General features: G+C 72.6%; 9 protein-coding genes. 6 read left to right on the top strand and 3 right to left on the bottom strand.

Going from position 1 to position 12561, the window contains the following annotated elements; all coding sequences use genetic code 11:
- The first annotated feature begins 127 nt into the window (after positions 1-127).
- From ACIGWZ_RS29785 to ACIGWZ_RS29770, 4 genes are all read left to right on the top strand, one after another.
- Positions 128-1069: an NAD-dependent epimerase/dehydratase family protein gene (locus ACIGWZ_RS29785; RefSeq protein WP_400069794.1), complete on the top strand. Its 942-nt coding sequence runs from the start codon at positions 128-130 to the stop codon at positions 1067-1069.
- 253 nt (positions 1070-1322) lie between these two features.
- Entirely contained in the window at positions 1323-1823 is a 501-nt protein-coding gene (locus ACIGWZ_RS29780; protein ID WP_400069793.1) for a hypothetical protein, read from the top strand.
- A gap of 375 nt (positions 1824-2198) precedes the next feature.
- Positions 2199-3350: a ribosome small subunit-dependent GTPase A gene (rsgA, locus tag ACIGWZ_RS29775; RefSeq protein ID WP_400069792.1), complete on the top strand. Its 1152-nt coding sequence runs from the start codon at positions 2199-2201 to the stop codon at positions 3348-3350.
- Positions 3351-3482: 132 nt separating this feature from the next.
- A complete protein-coding gene (locus ACIGWZ_RS29770; RefSeq protein WP_400069853.1) occupies positions 3483-4943 on the top strand; it encodes a DNA-3-methyladenine glycosylase 2 family protein in 1461 nt (486 codons plus the stop codon).
- A 22-nt stretch (positions 4944-4965) separates the two neighbouring features.
- Here ACIGWZ_RS29770 and ACIGWZ_RS29765 read toward each other — a convergent pair whose 3' ends face one another.
- Positions 4966-5448, bottom strand: coding sequence for a DUF456 domain-containing protein (locus ACIGWZ_RS29765; protein ID WP_400069791.1), 483 nt, complete (start codon positions 5446-5448; stop codon positions 4966-4968).
- Between the two features lie 203 nt (positions 5449-5651).
- On the opposite strand from ACIGWZ_RS29765, the gene ACIGWZ_RS29760 reads away from it, so the two are divergent.
- Positions 5652-7394 carry a pyruvate dehydrogenase gene (locus ACIGWZ_RS29760; protein ID WP_400069790.1) on the top strand — a complete coding sequence of 581 codons (1743 nt, stop codon included), beginning with the start codon at positions 5652-5654 and terminating at the stop codon, positions 7392-7394.
- A gap of 39 nt (positions 7395-7433) precedes the next feature.
- Here ACIGWZ_RS29760 and ACIGWZ_RS29755 read toward each other — a convergent pair whose 3' ends face one another.
- Positions 7434-10574: an alpha-mannosidase gene (locus ACIGWZ_RS29755; RefSeq protein WP_400069789.1), complete on the bottom strand. Its 3141-nt coding sequence runs from the start codon at positions 10572-10574 to the stop codon at positions 7434-7436.
- A 288-nt stretch (positions 10575-10862) separates the two neighbouring features.
- On the opposite strand from ACIGWZ_RS29755, the gene ACIGWZ_RS29750 reads away from it, so the two are divergent.
- Positions 10863-11249, top strand: coding sequence for an ATP-binding protein (locus ACIGWZ_RS29750; protein WP_400069852.1), 387 nt, complete (start codon positions 10863-10865; stop codon positions 11247-11249).
- Positions 11250-11290: 41 nt separating this feature from the next.
- Here the strand turns inward: ACIGWZ_RS29750 and ACIGWZ_RS29745 are convergent, their stop codons facing one another.
- Positions 11291-12379, bottom strand: coding sequence for a DUF2637 domain-containing protein (locus tag ACIGWZ_RS29745; RefSeq protein ID WP_400069788.1), 1089 nt, complete (start codon positions 12377-12379; stop codon positions 11291-11293).
- Between the last annotated feature and the right edge of the window lie 182 nt (positions 12380-12561).

The raw sequence follows: 12561 nt of genomic DNA, 5'->3' as shown, positions 1-12561 counted from the left end.
AGGTCACCCGCCCCGCGCGTGACACCCGGGGCAGCCACCCGCTGGCAACGGGCGATCCCCGCGGTGGGTACACCTCTGACGCACCCGACGCGGGAAGAGCGGAACACGCGCGCGCTACTGTGCGCGCGTGAGCCTTCATGTCGTCATAGGATTCGGGCCCGCCGGGGCCGCCACCGCTCGGCTGCTGGTCGAGAAGGGCCATTCCGTACGGGTCGTCACCACATCGGGCCGAAGCCCGGAGCCCGGCATCGAGCACGTCGCAGCGGACGCGGCCGACAGCACGCGACTGATCGAGGTCGCGCAGGGCGCGGCCGCGATCCACAGCTGCGCGGCACCGCCCTACCACCGCTGGGCGAGCGAGTGGCCGCCGCTGGCCTCGTCGCTCTGCGCGGCGGCCGAGGCGACCGGCGCCGTCCTGGTCATGCTGGGCAACCTCTACGGCTACGGTCCGGTGGACGGTCCCCTCACCGAGGCCCTGCCGTTGGCGGCGACCGGCCCCAAGGGGCGGGTGCGCGCGGCCGTTTGGGAGCAGGCGCAAAAGCTGCACGAGCAGGGCCGCATCAAGGCGGTCGAGGTGCGGGCCTCGGACTTCTTCGGGCCCGGCGTGACCGACGGCGGGCACCTGGCCGCCCGCGTCGTGCCACGACTGCTGCGCGGCAAGCCGGTCTCCACGCTCGGGGATCCGGACGCCCCGCACAGCTGGACCTATCTCCCCGATGTGGCTCGGGCCCTGGTCGAGGTCGCGGGCGAGGAACGGGCCTGGGGCCGCGCCTGGCACGTGCCGACGGAGCCCGCGCTGTCCACCCGGGAGATGGTCGACCGTCTCGCCGCCCGGGCGGAAACGGGACCGGTCGCGGTGCGCACGCTGCCGCCGGCCGTGCTGAGCGTCGTCTCGCTCTTCTCCCCGCTGATCCGCGAACTGAAGGAGATTCGCTACCAGTTCGACCGCCCGTTCGTCGCCGATTCGCGCGCGTACGAAGCCGCCTTCACGGTACGGGCCACCCCCGTCGACGAGCAGATCGCGGCGACGGTGGACTGGTGGCGGGAGCGGCCGGCTGCCACCGGGTGACGGCGGAGGAATCCCCGGCCCCTCGGCGGTGTCGCCCATGGGCACCGCGAACACCGGAAGCCCGATCGGTGGGTGGGTTCACCGGCTTCCAGCGGCGAACGCAGACTTGGGATTTCCTTTACCATGTCCCGGTCAACTGATGACGGCCGGGGGAAACGGGGGAGAGCAGGTGGCTTTCTTCGCCCCCGCAGCCGGGGCGCCGCCGCCTCAGGTCGGCGCGCTCGATTCAAAGCCACATCTGCAAAGGGACGTCGTGCGATTCCATCGAATACTCGCCACCGCAGGCACCGTTCTCGCCCTGGCCTCGGTCTCCGCCTGCGGCAGCCTGCCCTCCGCGGGTTCGCCGCAGGAAGCCGCGGACTTCCTCACGTCGACGCTCGCCTGCGAGAGCATCGACCTCGCCACGCCCCGCGAGGTGCAGCAGGTGCAGGCCATGGGCCTGACGGGCATCAACGGCGGCGGCGAATGCTCCGACCCGGTCGGCAGCGACGGTGACGTCGACTTCCTCACGATCGAGGACATGGAGGCGTTCCAGACCTCGATCAAGCAAGGCAAGGGCGAAGAGGACGATCTCATGATCGGCGACGACTTCGCCGTCGACCCGGGCAGCGACGACCAGCGGAGCAGGCTCCTCAAGGCCGGACTGCTGTTCCTCAACTGCTCCCCGGGCTTCCAGGCGCCGCCGGGCAAGACCGCCGACGAGGGCGAGGTCGACGGCTGCATCGTCACCGACTACTTGGGGGATCGCGACTGACGTTCCACGACGCGTCACGAGCGAGGGGGCGGCGAGGGCGGCGCAGCCACGCCGTCCCCCCGTCCGCTCGGCGGTGCCCTGGGGGTACTCGGGGCGCCTCACCGGGTCGCCGATCGCGACCGGGAAAATGAAGTGCGCCGCCGCGCGGGCCGGTCTAGGCTCGGCGACGTTGCGGAGGGCGGCACGAAGCCGCCGTCGTCGGCCGTATCGAGGAATCCGGAGGTGAGTACTGATGACTGTCGCTGTGAAGGGTGCTGCCCGCATTCAGGAGTTCATCAATTCCACCCCCGTGGTCTCCGGCTGACTTGACGTCATTTCTCTCTTTCGCGCGTGGTGCGCGGAGCCGGGACCACTCCTTTTCGAAGGGTCATCCCGTTGTTCGACCACACTCTCTCCGCTGCGCACCCGCTGTCCGGCTATGGCTGGGACGAAGGTTTCGCGGAGAATTTCACCCCCTATGCCGGGCAGGGGATTGTGCCCGGCCGTATCGTCCGCGTGGATCGCGGGCGCGTGGACGCCGTAGTGGCCGCTAGCGCCGGAGACGGTGACGGCACGGGCGACGGCGTCCGAACCGTCCTGGCGGATACCGCGCTGGTGGCGACGAGCGATCCGATGAAGGTGCCGTGCACCGGGGACTGGGCCGTCATCGACCTCGAGAACGGCCGGGCCGGCAACCATGTCGACGGCGTCGTACGGGCGTTGCTGCCGCGGCGCACGGCGTTCGTGCGGTCCACTTCGTCCAAGAGGTCGGAGGGGCAGATCCTCGCCGCGAACGTCGATCATGCGGTGATCGCCGTCTCGCTGGCGGAGGAGTTCGACCTGGGCCGCATCGAGCGGTTCGTCTCCCTCGCCTGGGAGAGCGGGGCCCAGCCGCTGGTGGCGCTGACCAAGGCCGATCTGGCCGGGGGGCCGGACCGGCTGGCGCATCTGGTCGAGGACGCGGCGACCGTGGCCCCGGGAGTGCAGGTGCTGGGGGTCAGCTCGGCCACCGGAGAGGGGGTCGAGGCGCTGGCCGCGGTGCTCGCGGGGGGTACGTCCGTCCTGCTGGGGCGGTCCGGTGCGGGCAAGTCCACACTGGCCAATGCGCTGGTCGGCGAGTACGTGCAGGATGTCCAGGCCATCCGTGACCGGGACGGCAAGGGGCGGCACACCACGACCACGCGGGATCTGCTGGCGCTGCCGTGGGGCGGGGTGCTCATCGATACCCCCGGGTTGCGCGGCGTCGGGCTGTGGGACGCGGAGACCGGGCTGGCGCGGACGTTCTCGGATGTCGAGGCGCTGGCCGAGGAGTGCCGTTTCCCCGACTGCGCGCACGAGACGGAGCCGGGCTGCGCGGTGCTGGCGGCCATCGAGGACGGGGCGCTGCCCGAGCGCCGGCTGGAGAGCTTCCGGAAGCTGCGGCGCGAGAACCTGCGCATCGTGGCGAAGACGGACGCCCGGGTACGGGCGGACATCCGGCGGGACTGGAAGCAGAAGCAGGCGCTGGGCCGGCACATGGGCGAGCGGAAGCGGGGCTCGCGGGGGTAGCGGAGGCCGAGCCTGCCGGGGCCCGCGGTGCCGGGCCCCGGCAGGCTCGGGGCGTCGCACCAGCGCCGCGTCCGATTTCCGCCGGTAGCGGCGGTGCGGGCGGCGCAGACTGGGAGGGTGCGCGACGACGTGATGTGTGACGAGGCCCGGTACGAAGCGGTGTCCAGTCGGGATGCGCGGTTCGACGGGGAGTTCTTCTTCGCGGTGCGGACCACGGGGATCTACTGCCGGCCGAGCTGCCCCGCGGTCACCCCCAAGCGGGTCAATGTGCGGTTCTTCCCGTCGGCCGCCGCCGCGCAGGCCGCCGGGTTCCGGGCCTGCCGGCGGTGCCGGCCGGACGCCGTGCCGGGGTCGGCGGAGTGGAACGTACGGGCCGACCTGGTCGGCCGCGCCATGCGGTTCATCGGGGACGGCGTGGTCGACCGGGAGGGCGTCGGCGGGCTGGCGCGCCGGCTGGGGTACAGCGCGCGGCAGGTGCAGCGGCAGCTGACCGCGGAGCTCGGCGCCGGCCCGGTGGCGCTGGCGCGGGCCCGCCGGGCGCACACCGCCCGGGTGCTGCTCCAGACCACGGAGCTGCCGGTCACGGAGCTGGCCTTCGCGGCCGGGTTCGCCAGCATCCGGCAGTTCAACGACACGATGCGGGAGATCTACGCCGGGACGCCCAGCGAGCTGAGGGCGGCGGCGGTCCGCGGCACGGCACGGAGCGCGGCCGGCGGGATTCCGGTCCGGCTGGCCTATCGGGGGCCGTGCGCCGAGGCCGAGATGTTCGACTTCCTCCAGGTGCGGGCGGTGCCGGGCGTCGAGGAGATGCGGGGCCCGCGCGGCGGCCGCACCTACCGCCGTACGCTGCGGCTCGACTACGGCACCGGGACCGCGGAGGTCGACGAATGCGGCGGCGCGCGGTCGCGGCGCATCTCACCCGCCGGGCTGGTCTGCCCGGCGGACCGGGGCGCGGACGGCGGCTGGCTGGAGTGCCGGCTGCGGCTGACCGATCTCCGGGACCTGGCGACGGCCGTCCAGCGGCTGCGCCGCCTCTTCGACCTGGATGCCGACCCCTACGCGGTCGCCGAGCGGCTGGGCGCCGACCCGCTGCTCGGCCCGCTGGTGGCGGAGCGCCCCGGGCTGCGGTCGCCCGGCGCCGTGGACCCGGAGGAGCTGGCCGTCCGGACGGTTCTGGGCGGGCCGCCGGAGCGTGCCGCGGAGCTGGTGCGGACGTACGGGAAGCCGCTGGATGCGCCGGACGGGGGGCTCACCCATCTCTTCCCGGGGCCCACCGAGCTGACCGGCGCGGACGTGGCGGCGCCGGTACGCGCACTGTGCGCCGCGCTCGCCGCCGGGGAGATCGTGCTGGACGCGGGCGCGGACCGGAATGTCGCCGAGCGCGCGCTGGCGGCCCTCCCCGGCGCCGGGCCGCGGGCGGCGGCGTACATCCGGATGCGCGGGATGGGCGACCCGGACGTGTGGGCCGGTTTCGGGGCGGCCGGGGTGGCGGACGCATGGCGGCCGTGGGGGGCGTATGCGCTGCATCACCTGTGGCGCGCCGGGCTGCGGGCGGAGGGGGAGATCCCGGGGGCGGGCGAGGCGGCCGCGTAGCGACGACCGTGCCGTACGCGGCTCACTTCGCGAGCACGGCGCCCATCCAGGCCCCGACCACCAGCAGGCAGGCGAACAGCTCGATCAGCACGCTCAGACCGATGGCGCGCATGACCGTACGGGTGGAGGCCCAGGCGTCGCCATGGCTGCCGAGCCGCACCCGTTCGAGGGCGTAGAGGCCGCCGACGGCGCCCAGCAGCCCGCCGAGGACCGGGACCAGGAAGAACCCGGCGATGCCGGCCAGACCCGCCAGGAGCAGCGTGCGGTACGGCGCGCCGGCGGCGCGGAGGTTGCGGGCCGGGAGCAGCCATTTGAGGGCCTGGTTGAGGAGCAGCAGAGCGGTGGCCGCGATCAGGACCGTCCAGGCGACGCCGGTCCGCTCGGTCAGCGCCCACCACAGCACCCCGGCCCAGACGATCGGCGGCCCGGGAATGCCGGGCATCAGCACCCCGAGCAGCCCGAGCAGCAGGACCAGGCCGACCGCGACCAACTGCCACACACTCATGTGACGGTCCGTGCCCTGCGCTCTCTCATGGCCCAAGCCTGCCGGACGCGGCACGGACGCGCGCCCCGGCGGACGCCGCCGCAGTTGCCGTCCAGGGCCATACGAAGGACCGGACGGCCGTCGGGGTGTGGGAGTCCTGGTGCGGCGGGTAGGCGGGCCGAGTGCCGTCCGAGGCGCAGCACCGTCGGGAGGAGCCGGCCGCCATGCCCAAGCAGACCGTCGCCGAGCAGTTCGTGGACATCCTGGTGCGGGCGGGGGTGCAGCGGCTCTACGGCGTCGTCGGCGACAGCCTGAACCCGGTCGTCGACGCCATCCGCCGCAACTCCGCCATCGACTGGATCCAGGTCCGGCACGAGGAGGTGGCGGCCTTCGCCGCCGGGGCGGAAGCGCAGCTCACCGGCAAGCTCGCGGCCTGCGCCGGCTCCTGTGGGCCCGGAAATCTGCACCTGATCAACGGCCTCTACGACGCACACCGCTCGATGGCCCCGGTGCTCGCCCTCGCCTCCCACATCCCCTCCAGCGAGATCGGCACCACCTTCTTCCAGGAGACCCACCCCGACCGCCTGTTCGCCGAGTGCAGCCACTACAGCGAACTGATCTCCAGCACCCGGCAGATGCCCCGCGTACTGCAGACCGCCATCCAGCACGCCATCGGCCGCAGCGGCGTCGCGGTCGTCTCCCTCCCCGGCGACATCGCCGCCGAGCCGGCCCCCGAGCGCGCCGTCGAGCACGCCCTGGTCACCTCGCGCCCCTCCGTACGCCCCGGCGACACCGAGATCGACAAGCTGGCCCGGATGATCGACGAGGCCGGCAAGGTCACGCTGTTCTGCGGCAGCGGCACGGCCGGCGCGCACGCCGAGGTGATGGAGTTCGCGGAACGGGTGAAGTCCCCGGTCGGGCATGCGCTGCGCGGCAAGGAGTGGATCCAGTACGACAACCCGTACGACGTCGGCATGAGCGGGCTGCTCGGCTACGGCGCGGCCTACGAGGCCACCCACGAGTGCGATCTGCTGATCCTGCTGGGCACCGACTTCCCCTACAACGCCTTCCTTCCCGACGACGTCACCATCGTCCAGGTCGACGTCCGCCCCGAACACCTCGGCCGCCGCACCACGCTCGACCTCGCGGTATGGGGCGATGTCCGCGAGACGCTGCGCTGTCTGATCCCCAAGGTCCGGCCGAAGACGGACCGGAAGTTTCTGGACCGGATGCTGAAGAAGCACGCCGACGCGCTGGAGGGGGTGGTCAAGGCCTACACCCGCAAGGTGGAGAAGCACCTCCCGATCCACCCCGAGTACGTCGCATCCGTCCTGGACGAGGAGGCCGCCGACGACGCGGTCTTCACCGTCGACACCGGCATGTGCAACGTCTGGGCCGCCCGCTACCTCAGCCCCAACGGCCGGCGCCGGGTGATCGGTTCGTTCAGCCATGGTTCGATGGCCAATGCGCTGCCGCAGGCGATCGGCGCGCAGTTCCTCGACCGCCGGCGGCAGGTCGTCTCGATGTCGGGCGACGGCGGGTTCTCCATGCTGATGGGAGACTTCCTCACCCTGGTCCAGTACGACCTGCCGGTGAAGGTCGTCCTCTTCAACAACTCCTCCCTGGGCATGGTGGAGCTGGAGATGATGGTCTCGGGTCTGCCCTCGTACGGCACCACCAACCGCAACCCGGACTTCGCGGCCATCGCCCGCGCGGCCGGGGCGCACGGCGTGCGGGTGGAGAAGCCCAAGCAGGTGCGCGGCGCGCTGCGCGAGGCGTTCAGGCACCACGGCCCGGCGCTGGTGGACATCGTCACCGACCCCAACGCCCTGTCGATTCCGCCGAAGATCAGCGCGGAGATGGTGTCCGGCTTCGCACTGTCGGCCGGGAAGATCGTGCTGGCGGGCGGGGTCGGCCGGATGGCCCAGCTGGCCCGCTCCAACCTGCGCAACATTCCCCGGATGTAGGCGGAGCGGTGGACCCCGGAGGTCGGGTACCGAGCGCGGTCAGCTACGGGGCCGGCGCTGGGGCCGCAGCCGCAGCGTCAGGATCTGGAACGGGCGCAGCTCCACCGTGATGTCGGACGTCGGCCCTCCCTCCTCCTCCCGCAGGGGGCGTTCCAGCAGGTCGGTCACGGTGGCCCGTTCGACCGCGAATCCGGGAGCGAGGGTGCCGGTGGCCCGGCCGCCCCGCGACTCGTACAGCCGCACCACCACATCGCCGCTGCGGTCCTCGGCGAGCTTGACCGACTCGACGGTGACGGCCGGGTGGTCGATGCGGATCAGCGGCGGTACGGGCGGCGCGGTGGCGGTCCGCAGGGGGAGGTTGAGCGCCAGGCCCTCGGCGACCGCGTCGCCCACCCCGGCGCCCGGCAGCAGCGCATAGGTGAAGCGGTGCCTGCCCTGGTCGGTCTCCGGATCCGGGCTGTGCGGGGCGCGCAGCAGCGTCAGCCGTACGGTCGTGCCCAGGCCCTGCGCATGCGGCGTACGGGTGACGTCATGGCCGTACGTCGAGTCGTTGAGCAGCGCCACGCCGTAGCCGGGCTCGGCGACGCGCAGCCAGCGGTGCGCGGGGATCTCGAAACGGGCCGCGTCCCAACTGGTGTTGGCGTGGGTGGGGCGGTGCACATGTCCGAACTGCACCTCGGCGGTGGACCGTTCGGCGTGCACATCGAGAGGGAAGGCGGCCTTGAGGACCTTCTCGGACTCGCGCCAGTCGATGTCGGTGAGGATGTCGAGGCGGCGGGAGCCGGCCCGCAGCGTCAGGTCCTGGGCGATGCGCGAGGCGCCGAATGCCCTGGTCACCCGTACCGTGGCGGTCAGCGGCCCGGTCGTCACCAGCTCGACGGACTCGGCGTCGGTCAGATCGGTGCCGCGGTGGCGGTAGTGCCGGTCGAGGTCCCAGGCGTCGTACTTGGTGGGGTGGTCCGGGTGCAGCTGGAGCAGATTGCCGCGGGCGCCGGGGGCCAGGACCTCGCGTGCGGCGTGCAGATCGCGCACGGCGGTCAGCAGGCCGTCGGCGTCGATGCGGACGCGGAGCAGTCCGTTGTCCAGGGTGATGGCGCCCTGCGCGTCGGTGCTCGACCGCACGGACGCCGGCGACGGCGTGGGGGAGTGCGGGCCGGGCGGCCGGACGGTCGCCGAGCCCAGCGCGGGCACATGGACGGGGACGGCGGTGCGCTTCTCCGGCGCCCCCGTCGGCAGCTCGACGATCTCGTCCCGGTCGTAGGGCGAGGCGTTGAACACCGTCGGCACCGCGTCCGCCCCGGTTGCGGCCCCGGCCGCCGCCCCGCCCAGCGCCCCGATCGCCCCCTCGATGATCTCCGTCAGCTCCGTCGCCACCGCCGCATACGTCGCCCGCGCCTCCCGGTGCACCCACGCGATGGACGAGCCCGGCAGGATGTCATGGAACTGATGCAGCAGAACGGTCTTCCAGAGCCGGTCGAGGGCGTCGTACGGGTAGGCGTACGCCCCGCGGCCGCCGCCCCGCACCGCGGCCGTCGCCGCCCACAGCTCCGCCTCCCGCAGCAGGTGTTCACTGCGCCGGTTGCCCTGCTTGGTCTTCGCCTGCGAGGTGTACGTACCGCGGTGGTACTGGAGATACAGCTCGCCCGACCAGACCGGCGCCGCCGCCCCGTACTCCTCGTGGGCGGCGTCGAAGAACCGGGCCGGCGGCTCGACCGTGACGCGCGGTGAGCCCTCCAGGGAACGCAGCCGACGGGCCCGCTCCAGCATCTCCCGGGTCGGGCCGCCCCCGCCGTCGCCCCAGCCGAAGGGGACCAGGGAGCGGGTGGCGCGGCCCTTTTCGGCGAAGTTGCGCTCGGTGTGGGCGAGTTCGTGGCCGTGGAGCTGCGAGTTGTAGGTGTCGACGGGCGGGAAGTGGGTGAAGACGCGGGTGCCGTCGATGCCCTCCCACCAGAAGGTGTGGTGCGGCATCTTGTCGCTCTGGTTCCACGACAGCTTCTGGGTCAGGAACCATTTCGCCCCGGCCAGCCGCGCCAGCTGCGGAAAGGCGGCGGTGTAGCCGAAGGAGTCCGGCAGCCAGATCTCCTCGGTCTCCACCCCCAGCTCCTCCAGGAAGAAGCGCTTGCCGTGCACGATCTGCCGAGCCAGCGCCTCGCCGCCGGGCAGATTGGCGTCGGACTCCACCCACATCGACCCGACCGGCGCCCAGTTGCCCCGCCGTACGGCCTCCTTGATGCGCTCCCAGATGTCCGGCTGGTGCTCCTTGACCCACGCGTACTGCTGCGCCTGGGAGCACGCGAACACCAACTCCGGGTATTCCGTTGCCAGTTGAGTGACATTGGCGAAGGTCCGGGAGGCCTTGCGCACGGTCTCGCGCAGCGGCCACAGCCACGCGGAGTCGATATGGGCGTGCCCGGTGGCCGAGACGCGGTGGGCGCTGGCCGCGGCCGGGCGGCTCAGTACGTCCTCCAGCGCGGCCCGTCCGGCGGCCGCCGTTCCCGCGACGTCGTGCAGGTCCAGCGCGTCCAGCATGTCCTCCAGGGCCCGCAGGATCTCGTGCCGGCGGGGGCGGTCGGCGGGCAGCTCGGGCATCAGCTCCGACAGCACCTCGATGTCCAGGACGAGATGCCAGACGGTTTCGTCGAGGACGGCGAGGTCGGCGGCGGCGAAGCGGTACAGGGGGTGCGGCGGCGCGGTGCGGACATCGCCGAGGTCGGTGGGGCGGAAGTCCCGCAGCACCGCCGGGTTGGCGGCCGCCTCCAGCAGCAGCCGTACCTGCTCGCCGCCCTGCGCCGGGGCGGCCACGGGGATGTGCCGGTTGCGTGGATGGATCCCCTTCAGGGGTACGCCGTCCGCCGTGTGGACCAGCCCCTCCGCCTGGAAGCCGGGCCCGTCGCCGCCGAACCCGGGGTCGATGACCGCCTCCACCCGCCGGCCCGCCCACTCCCCGGGCACCTCGCCCGTCAGCCGGAACCAGCTCGTCGACCACGGCGGCCCCCAGGCCTCACCCACCGCGAACGGCTCGTACGCGGCCCGCAACGCCTCCGCCACCGGAACCGGCTCGCCCGGCGCGTGCCATACGTCCAGCCCCAGCGGCACCCGCGCCGCGTACTGCGCGGGCCGGATGAACTGCCCCAGCGCCCGCTCCAGACGCCCCTCCACCAGCAGTCGGTCGTCGTGCACGGCGGCTCCTCTCACGCATACGGGATGTGGCCGGTTCCGGTCCGGACGGTTACCGGAGGCATACCCACTGGGGAACGGGGCTCCGCATGGCGCGGTATGGCGTCGGTCGAAGCATGGCGCCTGGCCCGATGGGAATGCATCACCGTGAGGCTGTTCGAGGGAGAGCGCCGATCATTGTCGGGGGCGGGGGAGAGCATGCGTCAGCCTGTGCGGCGCGAGGAACGGGACAGACTGCAGAAGGCGACCGAGCAGGGCCGGGGCGGGGGGATCGCCGCGCGAACACCGGGGATGCTGCGACGCAAGGTGCGCCATGCGGACCTGCGGGCGGTCGGCGAGGTGCGCCGGGAACTCCGGCTGCTGCTGAACTGCTGGGCGGGGGCGGGAAACGCCGCCACGGAGGTCGCGGAGGTGGCCACGCTCCTGACGAGCGAGCTGGTCACCAATGCCCTGGTCCATGCGGAGGGCGGCGCCGTCGTCACCGCCACGGTCGGCGACCGGCTGCGGGTGGAGGTACGCGACTTCGTCTCGGGACGCCCCGAGCCGAAGGCACCGACCACCGAGGGGACGTCCGGCCGGGGTCTGGTGCTGGTCCGCTCCTTAGCGGACGCGTGGGGCATACGGTCCCACGGGGTCGGCAAAAGCGTGTGGTTCGAGCTGGGCGGCGGACCGGCCTGAGCCGGCATCGGGGGTGTGGGTTCGGCGCGGTCCGCCACCGTTCAGGCGAAGCGTTGCTCGATCGCGGCGAGCTTCTCCTCCAGAGAGTCCAGACGGGGGAGCGTCTGGGTGTCGTCCTCGGCGGTGAGGTCCACGGTCCGGCGCGGCTCGGCCGCGACGGCGGTGGTGCCGAGATCAGTGCCGGTCACGGCCTTGAGAGCCGGGCGGTAGCGCACCGGCGAATCTGATGCGGGCAACGGTCCTTGAGGGTCGGTGGATATGGCGGAATCCCGGTCGCCCATCTCCGCGGGCGCCGCGGTGGCCTGGGTGACGGTCAGCCGGCCGCCGCCCCTGCCGATGCCCCAGGAACGGTGCTGCCGGTTGATGGCCTTGATCCGGGCCCGGTCGAGCTTGCCCTGCTCGCGGCGGCGCAGCCGGCGCTGCTCCTTCGCCCGGCGGTCCTCCCGTACCTCCTCGACCGCCTCGTCCAGCGACCGTACGCCCTCCAGCAGCATCAGCGACCAGGCCCCGAAGGTCTCGCGGGGGGCCCGCAGCCAGCGCACGACCCGGATCTGCGGCAGCGGACGGGGCACCAGACCCTGCTCGCGCAGCGCCGCCCGGCGGGTCTGCTTGAGCGCCCGGTCGAAGAGGACGGCCGCCGACAGCGACATCCCGGCGAAGAACTGCGGCGCGCCCGCGTGGTCCATGCCGCGCGGCGCATGCACCCAGTTGAACCAGGCCGCGGCGCCCGCGAACGTCCACACCAGCATCCGGGAGCCGAGCGCCGCATCGCCGTGACTGGCCTCGCGCACCGCCAGTACGGAGCAGAACATCGCCGCACCGTCGAGCCCGAACGGCACCAGGTACTCCCAGCCCCCGGAGAGGCTGAGGTTCTGCACGCCGAAGCCGACCAGGCCGTGGAAGGACAGCGCGGCGGCGACCGCCGCACAGCAGAACAGCAGCAGATAGGAGGCCGAGGCGAACACGGCCTCCTTGCGTCGGCGCCGTTCCTCGCTGCGCTCCCACGAGTCGTCGGTGGGCCGGCCGGCCGCGCGTTTGCCGCGCAGGACCACCGCCACGGCCGCCGTGACACCGGCGAGCAGCAGGGCCGCCGGAATCAGCCAATTCAGCGATATGTCCGTCATTCTCATTCTGGGAATCCTTGCCTCGAGTACCTCGCATACGCGGTTTCGCGAGGCATCCTGGCGGAATTCCTCCCTCCCCCAGGGGGGTTTCGTGGCAAGAGAACGCCAAGGTGGTGCCGGGAGCGGCAGATGGGTGGTCGGCCCTCGAACTCCCTTAAGGGAAGGGGGGATTGAGTTCGAATACGATG

It is taken from the genome of Streptomyces sp. NPDC053427, assembly GCF_044544985.1.
Classification (GTDB): domain Bacteria; phylum Actinomycetota; class Actinomycetes; order Streptomycetales; family Streptomycetaceae; genus Streptomyces.
Note: the sequence above shows the minus strand (reverse complement) of the source record. Positions and strands in the feature narration are given on the sequence as shown.